At 51.2% G+C, this 21702-nt stretch carries 22 protein-coding genes; 10 read left to right on the forward strand and 12 right to left on the reverse strand.

The features are described 5' to 3' along the window. Nucleotides 1-59: 59 nt before the first annotated feature. The 3 genes from cysS to BEN30_RS07805 are packed head-to-tail and all read right to left on the reverse strand — an operon-like array spanning nucleotide 60 to nucleotide 4430. Nucleotides 60-1445: a cysteine--tRNA ligase gene (gene cysS / locus BEN30_RS07795; RefSeq protein WP_069957762.1), complete on the reverse strand. Its 1386-nt coding sequence runs from the start codon at nucleotides 1443-1445 to the stop codon at nucleotides 60-62. 4 nt (nucleotides 1446-1449) lie between these two features. Next, entirely contained in the window at nucleotides 1450-2769 is a 1320-nt protein-coding gene (gene gltX / locus BEN30_RS07800; protein WP_069957763.1) for a glutamate--tRNA ligase, read from the reverse strand. Nucleotides 2770-2774: 5 nt separating this feature from the next. Then, nucleotides 2775-4430: an NAD+ synthase gene (locus tag BEN30_RS07805; RefSeq protein WP_069957764.1), complete on the reverse strand. Its 1656-nt coding sequence runs from the start codon at nucleotides 4428-4430 to the stop codon at nucleotides 2775-2777. Between the two features lie 233 nt (nucleotides 4431-4663). Between BEN30_RS07805 and BEN30_RS07810 the strand changes: the two genes are divergently transcribed. Together BEN30_RS07810 and BEN30_RS07815 are read left to right on the forward strand one after the other, a co-directional pair. Next, the gene (locus BEN30_RS07810; protein ID WP_139134912.1) at nucleotides 4664-5500 is read left to right on the forward strand and encodes a hypothetical protein; all 837 of its coding nucleotides are present in this window, start codon (nucleotides 4664-4666) and stop codon (nucleotides 5498-5500) included. 132 nt (nucleotides 5501-5632) lie between these two features. Further along, on the forward strand, nucleotides 5633-6433 hold the full coding sequence (locus BEN30_RS07815) for a hypothetical protein (protein ID WP_069957766.1): 801 nt from the start codon (nucleotides 5633-5635) through the stop codon (nucleotides 6431-6433). A gap of 6 nt (nucleotides 6434-6439) precedes the next feature. Here BEN30_RS07815 and BEN30_RS07820 read toward each other — a convergent pair whose 3' ends face one another. The 3 genes from BEN30_RS07820 to gabD form a co-directional block, all read right to left on the reverse strand. Further along, entirely contained in the window at nucleotides 6440-7816 is a 1377-nt protein-coding gene (locus BEN30_RS07820; protein ID WP_069957767.1) for a class II 3-deoxy-7-phosphoheptulonate synthase, read from the reverse strand. A gap of 164 nt (nucleotides 7817-7980) precedes the next feature. Continuing rightward, the gene (gene gor, locus BEN30_RS07825) at nucleotides 7981-9348 is read right to left on the reverse strand and encodes a glutathione-disulfide reductase (protein ID WP_069957768.1); all 1368 of its coding nucleotides are present in this window, start codon (nucleotides 9346-9348) and stop codon (nucleotides 7981-7983) included. Nucleotides 9349-9407: 59 nt separating this feature from the next. Next, entirely contained in the window at nucleotides 9408-10859 is a 1452-nt protein-coding gene (gene gabD / locus BEN30_RS07830) for an NADP-dependent succinate-semialdehyde dehydrogenase (RefSeq protein WP_069957769.1), read from the reverse strand. 147 nt (nucleotides 10860-11006) lie between these two features. Here gabD and BEN30_RS07835 point away from each other — a divergent pair, with 147 nt between their 5' ends. After that, the gene (locus BEN30_RS07835; protein WP_069957770.1) at nucleotides 11007-12452 is read left to right on the forward strand and encodes a multicopper oxidase family protein; all 1446 of its coding nucleotides are present in this window, start codon (nucleotides 11007-11009) and stop codon (nucleotides 12450-12452) included. Nucleotides 12453-12473: 21 nt separating this feature from the next. After that, complete coding sequence (locus BEN30_RS07840) at nucleotides 12474-12917, forward strand: c-type cytochrome (protein WP_069957771.1); 444 nt, start codon at nucleotides 12474-12476, stop codon at nucleotides 12915-12917. Between the two features lie 160 nt (nucleotides 12918-13077). Here the strand turns inward: BEN30_RS07840 and BEN30_RS07845 are convergent, their stop codons facing one another. Continuing rightward, nucleotides 13078-13356 (reverse strand): GIY-YIG nuclease family protein, encoded by a 279-nt coding sequence (locus BEN30_RS07845; protein ID WP_069957772.1) that lies wholly within the window; start codon nucleotides 13354-13356, stop codon nucleotides 13078-13080. 70 nt (nucleotides 13357-13426) lie between these two features. On the opposite strand from BEN30_RS07845, the gene BEN30_RS19200 reads away from it, so the two are divergent. The 3 genes from BEN30_RS19200 to BEN30_RS18300 all read left to right on the forward strand — a co-directional run bounded on the left by BEN30_RS19200 (nucleotide 13427) and on the right by BEN30_RS18300 (nucleotide 15002). Then, nucleotides 13427-13735, forward strand: coding sequence for a recombinase family protein (locus BEN30_RS19200; protein ID WP_407655966.1), 309 nt, complete (start codon nucleotides 13427-13429; stop codon nucleotides 13733-13735). Nucleotides 13736-14008: 273 nt separating this feature from the next. Beyond that, entirely contained in the window at nucleotides 14009-14212 is a 204-nt protein-coding gene (locus tag BEN30_RS07850; protein WP_069957773.1) for a hypothetical protein, read from the forward strand. A 352-nt stretch (nucleotides 14213-14564) separates the two neighbouring features. Beyond that, complete coding sequence (locus tag BEN30_RS18300) at nucleotides 14565-15002, forward strand: hypothetical protein (protein WP_139134913.1); 438 nt, start codon at nucleotides 14565-14567, stop codon at nucleotides 15000-15002. Between the two features lie 159 nt (nucleotides 15003-15161). On the opposite strand, the gene BEN30_RS18605 is transcribed toward BEN30_RS18300, so the two are convergent. The 5 genes from BEN30_RS18605 to BEN30_RS07885 all read right to left on the reverse strand — a co-directional run bounded on the left by BEN30_RS18605 (nucleotide 15162) and on the right by BEN30_RS07885 (nucleotide 20454). After that, entirely contained in the window at nucleotides 15162-15494 is a 333-nt protein-coding gene (locus tag BEN30_RS18605; protein ID WP_069957776.1) for a hypothetical protein, read from the reverse strand. Next, complete coding sequence (locus tag BEN30_RS07870) at nucleotides 15494-16423, reverse strand: hypothetical protein (RefSeq protein ID WP_069957777.1); 930 nt, start codon at nucleotides 16421-16423, stop codon at nucleotides 15494-15496. The genes BEN30_RS18605 and BEN30_RS07870 overlap by 1 nt, the downstream gene beginning before the upstream one ends. Before the next feature lie 289 nt (nucleotides 16424-16712). Next, nucleotides 16713-17366 carry a HEPN domain-containing protein gene (locus BEN30_RS07875; protein ID WP_069957778.1) on the reverse strand — a complete coding sequence of 218 codons (654 nt, stop codon included), beginning with the start codon at nucleotides 17364-17366 and terminating at the stop codon, nucleotides 16713-16715. A 234-nt stretch (nucleotides 17367-17600) separates the two neighbouring features. Beyond that, on the reverse strand, nucleotides 17601-17876 hold the full coding sequence (locus tag BEN30_RS07880) for an HU family DNA-binding protein (RefSeq protein ID WP_069957779.1): 276 nt from the start codon (nucleotides 17874-17876) through the stop codon (nucleotides 17601-17603). Nucleotides 17877-18000: 124 nt separating this feature from the next. Next, on the reverse strand, nucleotides 18001-20454 hold the full coding sequence (locus tag BEN30_RS07885) for a DEAD/DEAH box helicase (RefSeq protein ID WP_069957780.1): 2454 nt from the start codon (nucleotides 20452-20454) through the stop codon (nucleotides 18001-18003). A gap of 80 nt (nucleotides 20455-20534) precedes the next feature. Here BEN30_RS07885 and BEN30_RS07890 point away from each other — a divergent pair, with 80 nt between their 5' ends. The 3 genes from BEN30_RS07890 to BEN30_RS07900 form a co-directional block, all read left to right on the forward strand. Next, entirely contained in the window at nucleotides 20535-20834 is a 300-nt protein-coding gene (locus BEN30_RS07890; protein WP_069957781.1) for a DUF6626 family protein, read from the forward strand. A 125-nt stretch (nucleotides 20835-20959) separates the two neighbouring features. Further along, entirely contained in the window at nucleotides 20960-21289 is a 330-nt protein-coding gene (locus BEN30_RS07895; RefSeq protein ID WP_139134915.1) for a hypothetical protein, read from the forward strand. A gap of 49 nt (nucleotides 21290-21338) precedes the next feature. Next, the coding region (locus BEN30_RS07900) for a hypothetical protein (protein ID WP_139134916.1) at nucleotides 21339-21702 on the forward strand (364 nt) is incomplete at its 3' end.

Raw genomic sequence — 21702 nt, forward strand, 5'->3', positions numbered from 1 at the left:
CTTCGTTTTTATATGAAAAAAACTGAGCAAATTCGCAAAACAAATAAATGTGAGGTGATTTATTGCCGCCGCCAGGTTGTCCCCGTCGCGCCGTCTTCGAGAAGAATACCCTGCTCAGCCAGCTCATCGCGAACCCGGTCAGAGGTCGCAAAATCTTTATTTGCCCGAGCTTGTTTGCGCTTTTCGATCATGGCGTCGATGTCACTGTCCGATAGCCCGCTTGCGGACTTGTCATCTCCACGCAGCCACGTTTCGGGGTCTTGACCCAGCAGACCGACAAGATCCCCGGCCAACAATAGCTCCCCTTTCAAGCGCGCCTTTTGGGACGCGTCCGTAGCTGCATTCAACTTGGTTTTAAGTTCAAACAAATGGGCAATGGCTTTTGGCGTGTTGAGATCATCGCCCAACGCCGCCATCACGGGCCCGGCGACGGTATCCGGCACGTCGGCCTTCACGCCGGCATTGCGCAACGCCAGATAAAAATCATCCAATTCCTTCTTCGCTTCACGGATGCCGTCTTTACGAAAATCAAGGGGTTGGCGGTAGTGGGTTTTGAGCAAGGTCAGGCGCACAGCTTCGCCGGGGAATTCATCGCGCAAATCATGAACGGTGTAAAAATTGCCCAAGGATTTGGACATCTTTTCCCCCTCAGCCATCAAATACCCGTTGTGCATCCAATAATTGACGAATTTAGAACCGCCATGGGCACATGTAGACTGCGCAATTTCGTTTTCATGGTGGGGAAAGATCAAATCTTGGCCGCCGCCGTGGATATCGAAGGTGGGGCCTAAGTGTTTTTCGCTCATGGCCGAACATTCGATGTGCCAGCCGGGACGCCCCCGCCCCCACGGGCTTTCCCAACCGGGTTGATCATCCGTGCTGGGTTTCCACAACACAAAATCAGCCGGGTCTTTTTTGTACGGCGCCACTTCAACGCGCGAACCGGCAATCATTTCATCTCTGTTGCGCCCAGACAGATGACCATAATCTTTATAGCTGGACACCCCAAACAGCACGTGCCCCTCGACCACATAGGCATGACCTGCGGCGACCAGCTTTCCGATCATCGTAATCATGTTGGCGATGTGTTCCGTGGCGCGCGGCTGGACATCGGGACGCAAGGCCCCCAGCGCGCTCATGTCATCCAAAAACGCCTGTTCGGTACGTTTGGTGATGTCCGAAATGCTTTCCCCGCTATCTAAGGCGCGCTTGATGATCTTGTCATCAACGTCGGTAATGTTGCGCGCATAGATGACGTGGTCTTCACCATAAATCTCGCGCAGCAACCGATACAAGACGTCAAACACCACCACCGGGCGGGCGTTGCCGATGTGAGCGTAATCGTAAACCGTTGGCCCACACACGTACATGCGCACGCGCTTAGCATCGATGGGAACGAAGTCTTCTTTGGTGCGTTTGAGCGTATTGAAAAGCTGGATGGTCACGAACTTACCCTCTTTGACCCTTGAGTCTGGCTTCGGCGCGGGCGAAACCGATCAGAGGCAAAAACACCTTCAGCTCCGGCCCATGGTCCAGCCCGGTCAAGGCTTGGCGGAGCGGCATGAACAAATCTTTGCCCTTGCGCCCGGTGGCGGTTTTGATCGCTGCCGTCCAGGTTCCCCAGGTGGTTTCGTCCCACGGTTCTTGAGGCAGGAAGTCGGCGGCTTGTTTGAGAAAATCAGCATCTTCGTCACCAACAACGGGATCGATCTCCGCCGTGGCGATTTTTTGCCAGATGTGCACGTCCGCCACCCGTTCCAGGTTGGCCCTGACGGCGTTCCACAGCGGCTCGTCAACGCCCAAAGGCAGACGATCCATCACGTCCCCATAGGCGGTACCGTGCAGCACTTGGGCGTTAACCCGCGACAGCTGGGCCGGATCGAACTTGGGCGACGCGCGGGAAAAGTGGTTGAAATCAAACAGCCCAACAAGTTTCTCCAGGCTGTCTTCCGCTTTGATATCGTCGGATGTGCCCAAGTGCGCCAGGTAGCTGGCCAACGCCAGCGCCTCCACCCCATCATCGCGCAAATCGCGCAAGGCCAAGGAACCCAACCGCTTGGACAATCCCCCGCCTTCGATATCGGTCATCAGCGGCAAATGGGCAAACGCCGGAACGGGCGCATTCATGGCTTCAAACATTTGCACTTGAAGGGCCGTGTTGGCGACATGGTCTTCGCCGCGGATAATGTGGCTCATGCCCATATCGCGATCATCCACGGCGCTGGGCAGCATATACAGCCAGCTTCCATCATGGCGGCGAACCACCGGATCGGACAGCTTATCCGCTTCAAAATGAACCGGGCCGCGCACCAAGTCGTCAAACTCAATGACCCCGGGCATCAGCTTAAATCGCCAATGCACAGGGCGGTCTTCGGCGATATATTTTTGTAATTTTTCCGCTGTGGGCGGCGTGTAAATCGGCGGCAAGCCCCGGCTGCGCAAGCGCTTGCGCATGAAATCCAGCTCTTCGGGGGTTTCATAACACGGGTACACCCTGCCTTCGCTTTGCAATTGCGCAAAGGCAGCTTCATAAGCCGCCAAACGATCTGATTGCTTTTCTTCCGCGTCCCAACTGACCCCAAGCCACGTCAAGTCTTCGCGAATGGCGTCAGCAAATTCGGGCTTTGAACGCTCTTCATCGGTGTCGTCCAGGCGCAAGATCAAGCGTCCGCCCGTGTGCTTGGCGGCGAGCCAGTTGATCAACGCCAAACGAGCATTGCCGACATGGAGATAACCCGTAGGACTGGGAGCAAAACGAAATGTGGTCATGAAATTTAAGCCGTATAGCCGTTGGTGAGCGGGTAGCGTCGGTCGCGGCCAAAAGCCCGCGAGGAAATCTTGACGCCGGGTGGTGCCTGACGGCGTTTGTACTCCGCCCGGTCCAGCATACGCCAGACTTTTTCGACGATTTTTACATTATGCCCCCGATGGGCGATGTCTTGCACCGACATTTCTTTTTCAATCAAGCAGTACAAAATATCATCCAAGGCGTCATAAGGCGGCAAGGTGTCTTGGTCTGTTTGGTTGGGTTTCAGCTCCGCACTGGGGGCCTTGGTGAGAATGCGATCCGGCACCGCCAGGCCTTGCGGCCCCAGCAAGCCGATCGCATGGTTTGCATTACGCCATGCACACAGCTGGTAAACACGGGTTTTATAGACGTCTTTCAAGACGTTATAACCACCGCACATGTCCCCGTACAAAGTTGCGTAGCCCACAGACATTTCGGACTTGTTGCCGGTCGAAACCACCATGTAGCCAAACTTGTTGGACATTGCCATCAAGATCATGCCGCGGGACCGAGCTTGGATATTTTCTTCCGTGGTATCCGTGCCGTGGGCGGCAAATTGGTCTTTGAGCAACGCATCGAACACCTCCATCGCCGGTTGGATGGGAATGGTATCGAGCCGCACGCCCAGCAGCTTGGCGACATCCTGAGCATCTTCCAGGCTTTCTGGCGAGGTATAGGGAGACGGCATTATCACGCAATGCACGCGTTCCGGCCCCAACGCATCAACCGCCACGGCGGCAGTTATGGCGCTGTCGACACCACCCGACAGGCCGATCATAACGCCCGGAAAGTTGTTTTTGCCGACATAATCCTTGAGCCCCAAAACCAGGGCCTTGTAGATGGCTTCATTTTCGTCCAGCGCACCGACATTCAAACCCACAGCCGGGGTCAAGGTGTCGTTGTCCCAACGGAACGTCACCGCTTCGATACAGCTTTCAAACGCAGGCAGTTGAATCTTAACGTCACCCGACGCATCCAAGACAAACGATGAACCATCAAACACCAGCTCATCCTGGCCGCCGACCTGATTGACATAAACCAGCGCCAAACCATTTTCCCGCACCCGTTCGCGCGCCAGATCAAGGCGAATATGAGGTTTGTCCATCTCAAACGGGGAGCCGTTCAACACCAAAAGAACTTCCGCGCCATCTTTCATCAAATTGTTGGCAACGTCCGGAACCCACATATCCTCACACGTCATCAAGCCCAACTTGATGCCGCGAAAGGTCACAGCACCGGGTTTTCCACCGGGCGTAAACAAACGTTTTTCATCAAATACGCCATAATTGGGCAAGGCATGTTTGGGCACCACAGCCTTAATCATGCCGCCGTCGAGCAACAAAGCCGCATTGTAGAGGTGCGCGTCATCCACCCAAGGGGCGCTGATCAACAATCCCGGCCCACCGTCGGTGGTCAGCTTCGCCAGCGCCAAAACGGCCTGTTTAACGGTGTTTTGAAAGCTGCTTTTCAGCACCAAATCTTCTGGCGGATAGCCCGAGATCACCAACTCACCGGTCATCAGCAAGTCGCACCCCAGTTCCTGCGCTTGGGCGCGCATGCGGCGCACCAATTTAACATTGGCGGCGATATCGCCCACCGTGGGATTGACCTGAGCAAGGGCGATGGTGAATTTTTCAATCATAAATTTCGTTCAATATTTTTTTAAGGGTGGAGATATCCATTCAATATGGCATCCGGTTGGGCGGAGGGTAGGCCCCGTCCTACCCCCTGTCAACGCAGCAAACTCTGCAAAATTGAACCTTTTTTGTCGCCCGTATACGTAATTTGTTCTATTATTCACCCACTCTTGTGAACAAATGTGGGCTGTTCTCCTTAGAATCGTATGAGGAAGAAGCATAAGAGTCAGGAAACAATATGAATAATCAGAAACCTCCCGATGCAGGTTCAACCAAAGCAGTACCTTGCTCGGGTGTTGCACAGGATTTTTTGGACGACTACACCGAAAAATTAATTGAGATGATTGAAAACGCTGAGCAAGTGGTTCAGGTCAACGACATCCGTACTTTTTTAAAATCCTATAAGACCAGCCACACAGACACCCTCAACCCCGTCATCCGATCTCAGTACCAGCAATGCTTAACCCGTTGCGAGCAAGAAGTTTTTGACCCCGCCACCCGTCGAGAACCGTTCAAACGAGTCATTTCGGCGCGTATTGCCGACTTGTTTCCAACCTCCCCCGAAGCAGACAAAAAAGGCGGATCTGTTTCCCGACGGATGCTGCCTGGACTGTTTGCAGCCCTGGAAAAAATGGTTGGCGGGGACTTTTTCTCCGATGGCGATCGCATATGCACCGACCTTGCGGAAGAATTAAAGCGTCGTGATCAGTTCTTTTTGTGGGAAGACCTCTACACAAGTGAGCAAGCTCAAGACGCTGTCGATGACCTGTTAATGGCTCTGGTACCGCATTTTAGCGATCCAATGAAACGCGTAACGTGGATGGTCCGTATCATCAATGCCGATTTGGCCAGCCCAAAAGAGTATTATTTTGAAGGCGCCACATTCCAAGATTGGGTATTGGATGAAGACGGCATGATCGAAATCTTGCGCCACTTGTTTCGCCATTTAAAACACCAAATGACCATCCCCGAGCTGGCCAAAAAAGTCGCCACAAAGTATGGCATGCCCGCGGCCCACGCTCTTCTGGCGTTGATCAACGAGTTGGATCACACTGAGAATTACACTGAAGTTTAAAGTTTAATTCGGTTCCTCACATAATTTCAGATGGATTTGCGCGCCGCTTGTCGGTACCTTTCCCCCGTAAGCTTTGCCCATGGCTTATCATGGTTTACCGTACCGATTAACCAGGGAAGGATCACTGGATACATGACGCGCATTTCGGCCAAAGAGATTGCCCTGCAACTCCGGCGCAAACGTTCCAGCGCGATGGCCCAGGCGGTGGTTTCCGCCTTCACGGAACGTTTGCAAGAAGAAGCCGTTAAACAAGGTGGCTATCTGTCGCAAGCCCACATCAAACAGCTCGACATTGAATTTCAGGCCAAAGCTGATCAGTTGACGAATGTTTTCGAACAAGCCTTTCAAGACGCTGCCCGCGAGCAAGAAGAGCTGAAATGGAGCGCAATCAAGCGCCCCGCCTTCGACCGCCTGATTGTGAAGCGTTTTGAGCACCTGTTCGTACACCGCGGTGCGGACGGCATCCCCCATGGCTCCGTATCGCGACGTTTGCTGCCCGGGTTCTTCTTGGCTCTCAATATGATGCTGGGACCAGATGATCTTCGTAAATTTCACAACCGCTGCGATCTTGCCGTTGATCGCATCATGAAAGGGAAATTGCCCGTAGATTGGGATTTTGTGGACAAAGACGCCGAGATCCTTGAAATCATTTTGGATGCACAATACGCCATCGCCGTGCATTTTGAAGACACCGCCCGGCGCAGCACCTGGTTCACCCAGATTGTCAATTCACATCTGGCTCCACCAACCCACGACCATGCTGCGGACGCCAATTGGGAGCTCTCGCACCGAGCCCTGCACATGTTGCTGAACGGCCTCATGAGCGATCTGCACAAAGCCGTCTCAGATGACTTGGCGTGGCGTCATTTCAAAGATCGCCATCCCGAAGCGGATCGCACCAGCATCGCCGTCATCTTGGAACGGTTCGACTAGATCCTCTTAATCCGACCCGTTGGCTTGATCGGCCAAGCGCTCTTCTTTGAGCTGTTCAGCCAACAAAAACGCCAATTCCAAGGCCTGGGTGGCGTTGAGACGCGGGTCGCAATGGGTATGATAGCGCTCTGAGAGGTTCGATTCCCCAATATCTTGGCCACCGCCAACGCATTCGGTCACGTCTTGTCCGGTCATTTCAAAGTGCACCCCGCCAGCATGACTGCCTTCGGCCTTGTGCACTTGGAAGAACGCTTTCACCTCCGCCAAAATCGCATCGACGTGACGGGTTTTAATACCTACCGAACTTTTCACCGTATTGGAATGCATCGGATCGCACGACCACACCACTTTGCGGCCTTCGCGTTCGACGGCGCGGATCAAACCGGGCAACACGTTGCCGATTTTTTCCGCCCCCATACGTGTGATCAGGGTCAAACGCCCAGCTTCATTTTTGGGGTTCAGCGCATCAATCAAGCGGATCAGTTCATCGGGTTCGATGCTCGGTCCGACTTTACAGCCGACCGGGTTGCCGACACCTTTCAGATATTCAATGTGTGCGCCGTCCAACTGACGGGTGCGTTCGCCAATCCATAGCATGTGCGCAGATGTGTCGTACCAATTGCCGGTCAAGGAATCGACCCGGGTCATGGATTGTTCGTAGTTCAGTAACAACGCTTCGTGCGACGTGAAGAACGAGGTTTCACGAATTTGTGCGGTGGTTTTGGACGTCATTCCACACGCGGCCATGAAATCCAAGGCTTCTTGAATGCGCACCGACATATCGCGATAGCGCTCGCCCAAGGGGCTGTCTTCCACAAAGCTTAAGTTCCAGCGCTGCACCTTATGCAAATCAGCAAAACCACCCTGGGCAAAGGCGCGCAACAAGTTCAACGTCGAGGCCGACTGGTTGTAGGCCTGGATCAGGCGTTGCGGGTCGGGAATACGCGCTTCTGGTGTGAATTCCATGCCGTTGACCATGTCGCCACGGTAAGACGGCAAGCTCACGCCATTGATGGTTTCCATGTCTTCGGAGCGCGGTTTGGCGAATTGCCCCGCCATACGACCAACTTTCACCACCGGGCACGCCGCACCGAACGTCAGCACAATCGCCATCTGCAACAGCACCCGAAAGGTGTCGCGAATGTTGTCGGCGTGGAATTCGGCAAAGCTTTCGGCGCAGTCGCCGCCTTGCAGCAAAAAGGCTTCGCCCTTGGCGACTTCAGCCAGCTTGGCTTTCAAATTGCGCGCTTCGCCGGCAAAGACCAACGGCGGATATTTCGCAATACGCGCCTCAGCGTCGTCCAACACCGCTTGATCGGGGTAAGTCGGCATCTGGATGGCTTTTTTGCTTCTCCAGCTCGCAGGTGTCCAGGGTTCGGACATGGCAAAATTCCTTATGTTCGTTCATCTCTCAGCGTGTGCCTTAGATGAACCGGGGAGATCCTAAGGCTTAGGGTCAGCGTGATACGCTGAATCACGCTCTTTTTCCAGGCTTTTTCCGGTACAAGGACGCACAAAATAATCGTTTGCCCTTAAAATTATAAGCCTCATGCATCTTGATCGTGATCGGGCAGCTTGTCGCGCATGGTCACAAACTCTTCCGCCGCGGTCGGATGGATGCCCACCGTGGCGTCGAATTGGGCTTTGGTCGCCCCGCATTTCAGCGCCACGGCAAAACCCTGGATGATTTCCGGCGCATCGTCCCCAACCATGTGACAGCCCACCACGCGCTGGCTGTCGCGTTTGACAATCAGCTTCATCATGGCGTGGGCGTCGCGCCCGGTCAGGGTGTGCTTCATGGGGCGAAAGCGCGACATATAGATGTCCACCGGGCCGCGTTCGCGGGCTTGGGCTTCCATCAAACCCACGGTGCCGACGGGGGGCTGACTGAATACGGCAGCAGGGACGTTTTCGTAGTTCATCGGTGTCGGGCGGCCTTGGAACTGGGTGGCGACAAACGCCATGCCTTCGTTGATGGCGACCGGCGTCAGTTCGATACGCGATATAACATCACCAAGGGCAAAAATCGACGGCACGGCGGTCTGGAAATACTCATCCACTTTGACCGAACCGTTGTCAGTCAGCTCCACCCCCACCTCTTCAAGGCCCAAGCCTTTGGTGTTGGGGGTGCGCCCGGTGGCATAAAAAACTTGGTCGGAAGAAATGGTTTCGGTGCCGTGCAAACGCACCGAATAGCCGTCATCCTCTTTTTCGATGGAACGTACCACGCACTCGCGATGAATGGTGATGCCTTGCTTTTCCATTTCATCGGCCAAGGTGGTGCGAATGTCTTCGTCAAAGCCGCGCAAAATGTTGCCCGCGCGAATGACGAGGCTGACGTCCGCGCCCAGAGCATTGAACAGGCCCGCAAACTCAACTGCGATGTAGCCGCCGCCGACGATGACGATGCGCTTGGGAAACTCCGCCAAGTCCAACGCTTCGTTAGACGTGATGGCGTGCTCAATCCCCGGTACGTCGGGCAAGTGCGGCCATCCGCCGGTGGAAATCAAAATCCGCTCAGCGGTGTAGGTTTTGCCTGCCACTTCCACCGAATGTGGTCCCGTGACGGTGCCGCGCCCGTCCAGCAGGGTGACATTGTTTTCGCGCAAGATGCGTTGATAGATGCCTTCCAAGCGGTTGAGCTCGGTGTTTTTGTTATTGATCAATATGCCCCAATCAAAGGTCGGCTCGCCCACGTCCCAGCCGTAGCCCCGCGCGTCGGCAAAACTGGTGGCGAAGTTTGAGCCGAACACCAGCAGCTTTTTTGGAACACAGCCGCGCATCACACAGGTGCCGCCGACACGGCTTTCTTCCACAATGGCAACACGCGCCCCGGTACGCGCCGCCATCCGCGAGGCGCGCACACCGCCGGACCCGGCGCCGATGGTGATCAAATTGTAATCATATTGAGACATGTAAATTCTCGTTCTCTAAAAGCTTGGCTCAAATGGTTATGCTGAGGCGATATATAGGGTTAAATCCCGCCCAAACACAGGTACTTCACTTCGACAAATTCTTCGATGCCGTACTTGCCGCCTTCGCGGCCGAGGCCGGATTCCTTGACCCCGCCAAAGGGCGCGACTTCGGTGGAAATGATGCCTTCGTTGATGCCGACGATGCCGTATTCCAGGGCTTCGGCGACACGGAAAACGCGTCCCACATCGCGGGCGTAAAAATACGCCGCCAGGCCAAAGGGCGTGTCGTTGGCTTTTTGGATCACGTCGGCTTCGTCGCTGAACCGATACAACGGCGCCACCGGGCCAAAAATTTCTTCGCTGGAACACGCCATGTCGCTGGTGACATCGGTCAAGATGGTGGGGGTGTAGAACGTGCCGCCCAGTTCGTGACGGGTGCCGCCGACGACCACCTTGGCCCCCTTCGCCACCGCGTCGGCAACCAGGCGTTCGACCTTGTCGATGGCGGCTTGGTTGATCAACGGACCTTGGGAGACGCCACCTTCGCTGCCGTCGCCGACTTTCAACGCACCCACGGCCACCGCCATCTTGGCCGCAAAAGCCTCATAAACGCCGTCTTGCACATAGATGCGGTTGGCACACACGCAGGTTTGTCCGGCGTTGCGATATTTGGACGCCATCACGCCCAGGATCGCCGCGTCCAAATCGGCGTCATCAAAAACGATAAACGGCGCGTTGCCGCCCAGTTCTAACGAGACCTTTTTCACCGTGTCGGCACATTGCTTCATCAGCAACTTGCCCACCGCCGTCGAGCCCGTGAACGACACTTTTCGCACGGTGGGGTTGGAGGTGATTTCCGCGCCGATTTCTTGGGCAATGCCCGTAACCACATTGAACACGCCTTTGGGAATGCCCGCCCGTTCCGCCAGCTCCGCCAGCGCCAGGGCTGAATAGGGCGTGTCTTCGGCAGGCTTGGCGACAACCGTGCACCCCGCCGCCAGCGCCGGGGCGCATTTGCGCGTGATCATGGCGTTGGGGAAATTCCACGGCGTGATCGACGCCACCACGCCGATGGGCTGTTTGATCACCTGAATGCGACGGTCCGGTGCATTGGTGGGAATGGTTTCGCCGTACAAGCGTTTGCCTTCTTCGGCAAACCATTCGATGAACGAAGCCCCGTAGACGATTTCCCCCATGGCCTCCGTCAGCGGCTTGCCTTGTTCTGCCGTCATCAAAGCGGCCAAGTCCTTTTGATTGGCCATCACCAAATCAAACCAGCGCTTTAAAATCGCACAGCGTTCCTTGGCCGTTTTGGCGCGCCACGCGGGCAAGGCTTCGTTCGCCGCTTGGATGGCGCGGGCGGTTTCCCCCCTCCCCATTTGCGGCACCGTGCCCAGTTGAGCCCCCGTGGCAGGGTTGGTGACATTAAAGGTCTTGGCGTTGTCCGCATCGACCCAGGCACCCCCGATGTAGGCTTGCTGGCGAAAAAGGCTGGCGTCGTTTAAATCCATGGGGGCATCTCCGGGCTGCGGCGTTCATATGGAATCCTAGATTTGGGCGCAGTATAGCCGGGCGCAAGGGCTGTGTTAACTGCTCCTCGACAATTCACGTCAAAGCCACTTGAGCTTCCCGTCACTGGAACGTATAGGCTTTTTCCTATGAACACACAAATCGCCCCCAATCGCCTTTCGCGCCGTCAGCTGCTGATGGGGGCCAGTACGCTTGCAGGTGCGCTTGCGCTATCAGGGATCGCTCCCCGTTTTGGCTCAGCTGCGGCCATCCCTAAGCACGTTCTCAAAGCGCAAAATCTGGATGCGCAGATTTTGCCGTCAGACTGGCCCAAGACGCCGATTTGGTCATATGCCGACACCCACCCGGTGCCTGTGCTGCGGGTCAAACAAGGGGAACGTTTGCAGGTGTTGCTGCAAAACGAATTGGACCAGCCGACCACCGTGCACTGGCATGGCTTGCGCATTCCCCACGCCATGGACGGCGTACCGGATGTCACCCAAGCCCCGGTGCAACCCGGCGAGACGTTCCTGTACGATTTCAAAGTTCCCGACGCGGGCACCTTTTGGTATCACCCTCATGTCAACAGTTCCGAACAAATTGGCCGGGGCCTACACGGCGCATTGATTGTCGAAGAACACAATCCGCCCCAGGTCGACCGCGATTTGGTGTGGGTATTGGACGATTGGCGCTTGACCCAAGACGGCACCATCAGCGACGACTTCACACGCGGTATGGACATCAGCCACGGCGGACGTACCGGAAATTTTGTGACCCTGAACGGCCGTGCGTCCGAGCCCTTAAAGGTGCGTAAAAACGAACGCATTCGCCTACGCTTGATCAACGTCGCCAATGCCCGCTTGTTCGGACTGAACTTTGAAAACCACGACGTTCACATCCTTGCCCTGGACGGTCAGCCCGTCCCCCCCCACCGCCCAAAATACGACATGGTCTTGTTAGCGCCGGGTCAGCGCGCCGATGTGATTTTGGATTGCACCCAAGATGCCGGTTCCACACACCGCATTCTCGACATCGTGTATGAAAACGATACCACGGTGTTTAACGAGCTGATCTACGAAGCCGGTGCCCCCCTGCACGCGTCACCGCCCGGCCCGGTACCCAGCCTCGCCCCCAACGGCTTGGCGGAACCGGACTTAGACACCGCCGAAAATCATGAAATCATCATCAGCGGCGGCGCCATGAGCCGCATGCAAGGGGCCGTCTACAAAGGCGAATACCGCCCCATTGGCGAACTGGTCAAAGACATGCGCATCTGGGCGCTGAACGGTGTTGCTGCCCACACCGCCGCGATGCTCCCCATGCTCACCTTCGCCAAAAACAAAAGCCACATCGTGACCATCAAAAACGAAAGCATGTTTCCCCATCCCATGCATTTGCACGGCCATTCGTTTCGCATTCTCACCATCGACGATGAACCCGTTTTGCACACACCTTGGGCCGACACCGTATTGTTGGGTGGGCATGGCACGGCCCAAATCGCCCTGGTCGCGGACAATCTTGGCGACTGGTTGTTTCATTGCCACGTGCTGGCCCACGTTCAAGGCGGCATGACATCCGTCATTCGCGTCGCATAAGCCGCAGAAAAGGAATCCTCGATGAAATTCACCGTCCGTCCACTTTTCATAACCTTCGCGATGGTAAGCGTTCTCAGCGCTTGTGGTGACAGCTTGAATTCTGCCGATGCTAACAATGCCAAGGCCGTGGCACTGGGCGAAAAGCTCTACGCCGCAAAGTGTGCCGAATGCCATGGCAAAAATCTTGAAGGCCAGCCCGAATGGCGCTCTCTCAAAGAAGACGGCACCTTGCCTGCACCACCCCACGACGACAGTGGCCACACCTGGCATCACGATGATCAATTGCTGTTCAAATACACCAAACTGGGGGGGGCTGGGATTGCCCCGCCAAGCTTCAAAAGCGCCATGCCGGCCTTTGGTGCAGACCTGTCGGACTCAGATATCTGGGCCGTGCTCAGCTACATCAAAAGCCGCTGGAGCCCCCAAGCCCAAGCCCGCCAAGCTCAACTGAACAAACAGCCATAAATCGCACCAAAACAAGGGGAAGAAGCCTTGACCCTCCCCCTGCTGGAACCCGTAAACTTATTCTTGAGCTTTTTTCCAAAGGTTCATCGGCAAGGCCCCTGATAGGACCTTGCCCCCCTTGCAAACTTCGACGCGTCGGTGATCCGACGCGTCTTTTTTTTCAGTTGCCCCCTGAACCCGTCAATTCATGATCCAACACCCCCAAGAGCGCCTTGCGCAGCTTGCGGTCTCGCTTCAAGTGCCATTCGCGGCTCATGGCTTCGCCGCGCAATTTATAGCGTTCGGCGTAAAGCAACACCCAGGCACGGCCGCGGGTGGATTTTGCGCCTTTGCCCGAATTGTGGGTTTGAAGGCGGGCGTCCAAGTCGGTGGTCCAGCCCACATACGTGCGTGGACCGCCCTCCCCCTGACTTCCCAGGATGTAGACAAAGCTGCTCATCGGGTGAGCTTAACGCCCAAGCGTTATTCAACCGTCGTCGCGAGGCGACCAACGGGGGGATGGGCTGGAATTGCAGCCGACCCAAGTTCACCTCGAATACGACGCTGAAGCAACGAGCACATCTTTTTGGTCTCCTCCTTATAGTAGGTACCAACAATTCTTATTTCAGACGATCACTGACCGGCGAGAGCAGGGCTGGACATATAAAGGTATTTCAGACTGGTTGATAGAACGCAACCATCTTACCCCTCGTGGTAAACGGTTTAGTGATCGTCATGTGTGGTCAATCTTGAAGAAAGGCCTCATTCATGCAGACCGCGTAGGCCATGATCCAGTTGTTGATGTCATGAATATTGACCTCCACTACGATCACGGATGATCCCAAATAACCTCTCGGGTGCGGCTTTTACGAATCTCAGCCCCTCTGCGAATCCCCAACTTCCCTCAATAGTAAACGGCACAATTTATTGCATCACCCAATGAGGGCGAGCTAAATCGTTGAATTATAAAGGGTAGTAAAAATAATTGGGTTTTCACGCACTTAAGGTGAAGAAAAATAATGACGAAAAAGAATCGACTCTGAGATGTTGGTTACGTCGAGGGGAGCAGCCTGGGGGGCGACATAACCTATTACAGAGAAGAGGATTTGAAAATGAAACACACCACCCCCGCCGTTATTAGTCAGATCGGTCAGATTGTAATCAACCGCGATGAAGTAAAAATGGTTAGCCCGAATTGGTCTGATCAACGGTGCCAAGATTTTCTCGATCAACATGCAGATATTATTATTGATGGATATCTGGCTCACATGATTGATCTCATCAAAGAGCAAAATGCTTTTGGGGTGAGATCGTGAGATGAGTTATCTCACTGACCCGCACTCGGGCAAAAGAAAATGGTTCAAAAGCCGTCATTACACGCCCCGAAAAACTGCTTACGAGAAATTCGAAGCAGCAGAAATTAGACAAGCTCGCAGATGGTATGAGGGTCGGGGTCAGTTTGTGATGACGTGGACACAGTGTCGGCTGAACGCCATCAACCGTGCAAAGAAGAAATGGAAAAATTTGCGTGCCGGGATGAAAACGGGACCGTTGCATTAACTTGGTCACCCAGAGGGGGGGCTATTGCCTTCGTCTCACCCCCCTTTTTAAATTTACAAAACACGCTGGAAGATGGGGGTTTCCTGCGATTTAAGGATGACGTTCTAGATGAATAACATAACACGAAGATGGTTAGTAAGCGTAGAAATGGGATGGATTGATGACGTTGATTTGAAATCACTCATCCCCCCGGAGATGCTCATCTACAACCCTTGGGAAGATGGGAAAGTAGGTAATGGTCATGTATGGGCATTTGGCGAGATACAAGCCACTTATGATTCCTGCTGGCATACAAATCTTGTTTTCGAATGCTCTCGAATTGAACTGGATGTGTTCCTGCGACGGTTTAGTGATCATGTGCGTAGCGTCTGCGGACCTGACAGTCGGTTGCTCGATGATCCATCAATCTTTGAAGAAATGGAAAAACAGTTTTATCCCTGTCCACCTCACCCGGTGGTGGCTATGGACCAACATGTGAAATTTGTCAGTTTTCTCCGAGAAAAATGCGATTTGGTTTTTCCAGCCGGGGACCGATTTGTTCGATGACATTGAATCAAGCCATGATGCTTGAGCATCAATGGTCAGCAATCACACCGGAAATAATCAGATCATGGTCACCCAGATACCTCCTCACTGAAAATAATAAGAAAAGGAAATATGATGCAAAATTTTACACGAGAAATTCATTTTATGCACACAGCCACCTCAATGGGGCGACCAGATGCGTTCGAAGCCCTTTGGGATGTTACAGAATCGCTCGTCGAGGTGCTTGATCGGCAACGCCTCCCCTACGTCTATTTTACAATCGAAGAACGCTGTGGTGATGATCTGTTTGATTACATCATGGGGATCATCCAGCAAAGACTTAATTCGTTCGGCCATTCGGGATGTCTGAGTTTTCCTTAAAACGCCACCCTGAGGGGGTTTGGGCTGCTCTAGCACCTCCAGCGGGACTTGAAAGCCGGGATCGGATTGTGCCGTAAGTTCTGCATACCCATCACCAAACAACGCACCACCTACTGCGTTAATGAATGGCATCAACGACGGCTGTGTTCGCCAATTTTTATCAAGGGTAAGTCCCGCAAAGGAATTTTAATTGTTAGCCCTGCTATTGGTTGCCCTATCACGGTTAGAGCATCGGCGAAGGCTTGAGCGTAATAGGGTGCATCTGGCAGTAAGACACCTATTTCCTCAGGCAAAACACCTTTATCAGTTAAAGATTGGATTATGCCCGTTGCACATTCGACTTCCTGCAAAGGATCACGAGCTACCAAAAAGCCGATATCGTCAGAAACTGGTATTTCACCCTTGCTCCCGGTGAAGCAAAGGTGGGCAAGTTTCTGGGGTGCGGAAGTGGTCGCAGATGGTGTTGGAAGGGAGTAAATTTCCTGAAGAATGCCCAGTAAATTCTGGTTGGGTTCTGCCCCTCGTTCGCTCAATAGGTCTAGAAGTTCAGATTGAAAGCGGTCCAGTCGGGGCCAGCCATCAATTTTGTGAACGGAAAATTTAGAGATTGCTCGTTCAGAGCCACTCCGCACTTCATCTATGAGCATCAGTTCAGGTGGGAGCATAAAATCCATATGCTCCCAAAGTCGCCATAGATCAGAAAGAGTGGAATTGGTACGCTTTGAGAGCAATGGTGCAGACCAATTTTCACTAGTTCCGTACCGGATTGCTTCGTCTAAAGCTACTGCTACAGCCGTTGCTGTGCCGCTGGGGTCAACGTTGAAACTCCGTCGCCAGTATCCCTCTTCTGTCTCTTCAATGGCCAGCTTAACGGAATCATTCCAGTTATCTACAAGCGGAGACAGCAGGTAGGCTAATCGTGCCTCTTCAATAAGTTCAATCCAAGTGACAACCTTCACTCCGAGTCCCAATTTTCGTTCCGCAATAATCGTACGTGTACGTCGCCCTGCGGAAGCATCTGGGACAAGTAGAAGGCTGAAATGGTTTGATGGTGATGTCATGCTATCTCTTCATCGAAGCTGAAAATTCTAAACAATTGCCATAAAGCAAATCAGGGCGTGATTATGATTGCATCTTGTTATGCCCAAATTGGTCATATTTGGATATCATCCTAAAGTCTGCGGAATCTTTACAGTTTATTTTTTAAGAACACCCGATATTCAAAAAATAGCCAAATGGAATGAGAATGGGATTCTTATGACTGAGGGTTGATGTTCCTCATAATAAACAATTTTTAGAGTAACACTGGCAGGAGCGGAGAAACCTAAACTCTCTCCGAGCCAGTTGAACTCAGTCTTTCACCACCGGAAAAATTGGCTTTCCCCAATCTTCATTAGGATTCAAAATGATGATTTCGACGAATTTTGGCAACATAAAGGACAGTATCTTATGCCCATCATTTATTTGCTGCCGATTCACAGAACTATTCCACGTAGCTCCGCCATGAACTAACTGATTTCGAAGCACATAAAGTCGGTCAAATAACAGTGACAATATCTTTTTGGCATTCTTTGAGACCAAATATTGGTTTGCACGTGCAATATCTTTTTGGAAACGTTCTTCCCAGTTTTCAAAGCCTACTATGCCATTATGAAAATGCCAAAATGGCTGGAAAATGTACTTATTCCGCATCAACATTCGGATGGAATCTGAAAATTTATCCCAAATGGCATTGTAGATAATGTCACTGCGGTCGTAGCCAATGATCTTTTCAAAGAACTCATTGAAAACAGCCTTTTCACCCGACTTTCCACCAAAATCTTGCTCAAAACCATATGCAGAATTGAAAGCGATCCAAAAAAAGAGAATGGCGGCATCTTTGTCATCCTCTGAACGTTCAGCCCGACCGTACCAGCTTAAAGCACGATGTATACGCAACCTCTCATTCTCGGGCATATCCTCTTTATGGTCTTCGTAAAAGGCTTTGAGACGTTCGTGTTCCATCAAATTACCCCCCAGCCGATGAAGTGTCCTGAAAGGATAGTATAGAACACCCAGCACAACCAAAAGTCACTAAGAATGATTCATTCTTGTCCGGTTAAGACGGGCAGGCACTACATATAAGGTTGTCACCTATAACCTTATATCGATTGTCTTTATGGCGAGCCATCTTGACCTTTTTGTGGTCAAGTTCAGCCTCTTCGAGCAATGCATTAAAATTCAGCAATATCACCCCCTTCAACGGTTAACCGAATCCTTTAACGATTTTCCAGCCTTGAATTTTGGTTGCTTGGAAGCTGCGATCTGAATGGTTTCTCCTGTTGCGGGGTTACGCCCCTCACGGGCGGCACGATCCGTAACACTGAAGCTGCCAAAACCTGTTACCTGAATGACATCGCCATCAATTAACGTGTTGGTGATTGCTTCAAAAACGGCATCAACCGCATTGGCGGCATCAGATTTTGAAATGTTGGTTGCTGTTGCGACAGCAGCTACGAGTTCTGATTTATTCATTTTATTCTCCTAATGGTGTTTCAATATCGACGGCACTGTACCTGTTTTTAAAGAAAGATCGATAGTTTTGTTATTCATATTTATCTTGTCCATACCTGCCATTTTCGGAGTGGGTGTTGAGGAGTTAACTCGCCATATTAATAAGGAAATCCTTGCCGGGACTTTTGTGTTCCTGCCACCCAGATGCCAGTACCGGGTATTCACGGCCTTTCTCTTGAGGGAAATTTTTCTCCATTGCTGCAATTCCATCATTTTTACCAGCGACTTTGATCGCAGCCCAAGTGATCCGGATCCAATCTTGATATATCGGTCGCCCTTTCACAGAGATTTGCCCCAACACCGTATCTAAATCAAAAGAGTTGACCTCTTTGGTGGTTGTTTCATCGTCTTCGAATTCTAATGTCTGAGCCTCTTCTGATTTCTCATGGATAATTGATCGCTCGACCCACAGAATTGGATCAATCTCACGACCCGACCACTCACGGAGAAAACTATCCCCATCTTTAGCCTGCACGGGCAGATAGAACAGACTGCTAGGAACAAATTTTGATGTGTCAAAGCCATGTCTGAGCAAGGTTCGTCCTTGCCTGTTAGCTTCGTCGGCTTGCCGGTCGGACCAATAACCTCGCTGATTTACCACCCGTTCCAATGACCGTATGATGATCTGGTGTGCCTCTACGGTCATTATTTGGGTGCAAGGGATAAACCCACGCCACCTGTTGCCTCCTGAGTAGGTATTAAATGCGACCATGCGGAGGTCGGGAAAAAATCTATGGAATTCATCAGGTGTTAGATCACCACCATCATTATCCAACCAGATGCCGTTCACATACTCGATATTTGCCATCCCCCGTTTCGTCTCCGGTGACTTATCAGGATTAAAATCAGCCGCACTGAGGAGCAAATTATTGGTCTTCTTATCGGTACATGTTTTGTGCGTCGCCTTGATCTCTGCTATGACTTCTTCATTAGTCATCCGCATACGAAAAGATGGCACCGCTGAGTATATCGAATCAAATAAATTTACGACATAGCTATTCCATGAATGACGTAACTGAGTAGGGTTAAAAACAAACCCTGAATTCCCTATATCTATAGTATTTTTGGTGTCGCTTTTTTGCCGCTCTTTCATATGAAGTAATTTACCTAATATCTCGCTCGTTTTGTTGGCTCGCTTACGTGCTTGTTTTTGGGCATTAGTGAGGGCGTCAGCCTTTGGCTTTCGCCCTGGCTGTTTCTTCGTTACCTTCATATTCCCACTTAATGGGCCAATCTTCGCACCACGGAAATGACGTGCGAGATATTCTGCCGTTCGTTGATCAGGGACAATACAGGTCTTTGCTTTTTGATTTCCGGGATCTCGGATCGAGCCACGCATGAACGCTTGGTATGCGGTCTGACAGCCTGTGGCAAATTTCACTTGTTCTGGGTCAAGCCCCTTGGCTTCAAGATAGGCGATGTGAGCAGGGTTGCGGTTTAACGCGGACAAAAATACCATATGGTCAATATGCTGATATTCATTCAGCCCGTTCGGAACACCCGGTAGACGCTGATTAGATCCAAATAGCTCATTATCGGTAATGTCATTATTTGCGACCCACAGGAAAGGCTTGTCCCGTAGCTCTCGTTTAATCGCCTCGACCGACCAGTCGAATAAACTCTTGCCGTCTAATTCTAGGTTTCTGACACGCTTGGACCAATCATCTTCAAGTAGATATATGAACGAAACCAATTCACCGTTGTCATGCTGTTGATAGCGAACACCTGACGATATTTCCTTGTGTGTAAGAAATTTCACCCCCTGGTTACTCCAGTACAAATTCATAAGTGAATCCTCGAACATCGCCCCCATCACAATAACATCTCTATAACCTTCAAAAATCGTTGGTTCCAACATTGAGAAAAAAGAAAGAGTATGGCGGCCATGCTCTGTTTCACCATTAATATGACGATGCCACTGCTCTTTCCGCACATGCACTGACCAATGCGGTGATAATAAACAGGCCGAAAGGTCTTTGAACTTTTCATAAATTTCATCATTGTGCAGATTGCGTCGGTAATCGGTTAATACCTTCTCAGACAGGGGAGAGACTTGATAATGTATGGGGTCAAATTCATTAACCGCAACATGGTCGGTTATCAAATAGTGTGTCTGAGAAAGTTTGAAGTCCCACATTTTATCGACTTGAGGTATTTCGTCGATCACCAAGGTCCACAACTGCTGTTTGTGCCAATATGGTAATCCCAAAAATGCAGCATGCGTCATTAAAATAATTTCACCATCATCGTGTGTGTCGTTGAGATGTTTCATTATTTCCTTACGGACGCTTTGACCGATCCCAATACCGTCACGACCATAAAAACGCCGAACGGGGACATAGGCACCATCTTTTCCCATCACGCCGTCGATGTCCTCAAAAGTTTGGTCAATAAGGCGTTTGCTGGATTGAATGAATGCAATTTTCATCCCTTCATTGATCGACTTGGTAATTGCCCATCTTGCCGCCGAATATGTTTTTCCTGCCCCTGCCAAGGCACTACAATTAAATATCATGAATATCTCCAATATATGTTTCATTAAAATTGACATATGTATTTAGCGTTTGTCATTATTTAATGATAAATAAACATGTAACATTGAATAATTGGAGTAATTAGATGAGATTATACGAAATTACGAATGAGTTATTGCACAGAAGGGTGTTTGAGTTCTTAAGAGGAAATGGGATTGTTAAAAATGGTGCCATTTATAGCACCGACTATATGGACATGAGTCGGGGCTACCTAAATGTCTTGCTAAACACCAACGCGGAGCCATCCAGAAAGGCATACAGAAACCTCAAATGGAAATTGGAGGAAATTATTGCTGGTCCATATCAGGAAGAGACTAAATCAGAAATTGAGAAATTTATTTACGAAATCGACAAACGGCTAAACAAGAATGAAACGGCATCCTGATCCCACGTGTGAGGAGCTAATTTACAAGTCAGCCCTGCGGGACTGTATATATCGTGGCGTACTCAAAAAACTTTCATTTTTAAGTGATAAAACTGCTCGTGAAGCTATCGATGATAAATACGTTGATGAAACACAAACCAAACATCGACCTGAGAGGGCTTGCTGAAACTCTTATCGAATTGAGCATCATCTCAACCCAGTCCGAGCTATCATCGCTCGCAGGAAAGCAACTAAGCTGGACCAGTTCTACGCTGGCAAGAAATAGAAATCCATCGATTGATGCGTTGACACATTTGTATGTGAATATTTCGGATATCCTGTTCGATACGAAAGAATATGCAATTTCTGTAGCAGATCAAGAAGATGCTGAAAGCTATCTTGTCGCTGCTGCAGATCTTAAAAACATCACAGAATTACTTTGGGGAGAAATTGAAGAGCGGTGCCAGAATGCATGATGATCTAAAATTATCATCCGTGCGGGAGATATTGCTTTGGAGACTGTACATGCATATTGGGAGATGGAAGGTTCAGCACCTAAAGCTTGGAAGTTGTCTGGTCACACTTTACGATTCTGATGATCTAGATGAACTCGTTTGTGTAGACGATATGTTTATGGACAAAGGGATTTGCATTTCCCTCATTAAGCAAGATGACCCTGAGTTACCATATCTTGTATGGAAAGGTTTGGATGATGGAAAGCACATAGATGCATGGCTCACCATGATGCGGCTGCGTTATTCAGAAATATTTGAACCACATATCAAACAAGGAAGTGGTAATTTCACAGATAGACACCGCGTATTGTTTTTGTGGGACCAAGTGATTGTGTTTCCAGTGGAAGGTCCAGTGAAGAGATTTTATGAATGGA

Origin of the sequence: Magnetovibrio blakemorei (assembly GCF_001746755.1) — a bacterium.
GTDB lineage: Bacteria > Pseudomonadota > Alphaproteobacteria > Rhodospirillales > Magnetovibrionaceae > Magnetovibrio > Magnetovibrio blakemorei.

What these genes read in the sequence shown, in the direction of transcription:
- BEN30_RS07805 (WP_069957764.1), bottom strand. Translation starts at nt 4,430, where the DNA reads ATGATTGAAAAATTCACCATCGCCCTTGCTCAGGTCAATCCCACGGTG.
- BEN30_RS07845 (WP_069957772.1), bottom strand. Translation starts at nt 13,356, where the DNA reads ATGAGCAGCTTTGTCTACATCCTGGGAAGTCAGGGGGAGGGCGGTCCA.
- BEN30_RS18605 (WP_069957776.1), bottom strand. Translation starts at nt 15,494, where the DNA reads ATGCCATTCATTAACGCAGTAGGTGGTGCGTTGTTTGGTGATGGGTAT.
- BEN30_RS07850 (WP_069957773.1), top strand. Translation starts at nt 14,009, where the DNA reads ATGAAACACACCACCCCCGCCGTTATTAGTCAGATCGGTCAGATTGTA.
- BEN30_RS07815 (WP_069957766.1), top strand. Translation starts at nt 5,633, where the DNA reads ATGACGCGCATTTCGGCCAAAGAGATTGCCCTGCAACTCCGGCGCAAA.
- BEN30_RS07895 (WP_139134915.1), top strand. Translation starts at nt 20,960, where the DNA reads ATGAAACACAAACCAAACATCGACCTGAGAGGGCTTGCTGAAACTCTT.
- gabD (WP_069957769.1), bottom strand. Translation starts at nt 10,859, where the DNA reads ATGGATTTAAACGACGCCAGCCTTTTTCGCCAGCAAGCCTACATCGGG.
- BEN30_RS07820 (WP_069957767.1), bottom strand. Translation starts at nt 7,816, where the DNA reads ATGTCCGAACCCTGGACACCTGCGAGCTGGAGAAGCAAAAAAGCCATC.
- BEN30_RS07870 (WP_069957777.1), bottom strand. Translation starts at nt 16,423, where the DNA reads ATGACATCACCATCAAACCATTTCAGCCTTCTACTTGTCCCAGATGCT.
- gltX (WP_069957763.1), bottom strand. Translation starts at nt 2,769, where the DNA reads ATGACCACATTTCGTTTTGCTCCCAGTCCTACGGGTTATCTCCATGTC.
- BEN30_RS07840 (WP_069957771.1), top strand. Translation starts at nt 12,474, where the DNA reads ATGAAATTCACCGTCCGTCCACTTTTCATAACCTTCGCGATGGTAAGC.
- BEN30_RS07810 (WP_139134912.1), top strand. Translation starts at nt 4,664, where the DNA reads ATGAATAATCAGAAACCTCCCGATGCAGGTTCAACCAAAGCAGTACCT.
- BEN30_RS07885 (WP_069957780.1), bottom strand. Translation starts at nt 20,454, where the DNA reads ATGAAACATATATTGGAGATATTCATGATATTTAATTGTAGTGCCTTG.
- BEN30_RS07880 (WP_069957779.1), bottom strand. Translation starts at nt 17,876, where the DNA reads ATGAATAAATCAGAACTCGTAGCTGCTGTCGCAACAGCAACCAACATT.
- BEN30_RS07875 (WP_069957778.1), bottom strand. Translation starts at nt 17,366, where the DNA reads ATGGAACACGAACGTCTCAAAGCCTTTTACGAAGACCATAAAGAGGAT.
- BEN30_RS18300 (WP_139134913.1), top strand. Translation starts at nt 14,565, where the DNA reads ATGAATAACATAACACGAAGATGGTTAGTAAGCGTAGAAATGGGATGG.
- BEN30_RS07835 (WP_069957770.1), top strand. Translation starts at nt 11,007, where the DNA reads ATGAACACACAAATCGCCCCCAATCGCCTTTCGCGCCGTCAGCTGCTG.
- BEN30_RS07890 (WP_069957781.1), top strand. Translation starts at nt 20,535, where the DNA reads ATGAGATTATACGAAATTACGAATGAGTTATTGCACAGAAGGGTGTTT.
- gor (WP_069957768.1), bottom strand. Translation starts at nt 9,348, where the DNA reads ATGTCTCAATATGATTACAATTTGATCACCATCGGCGCCGGGTCCGGC.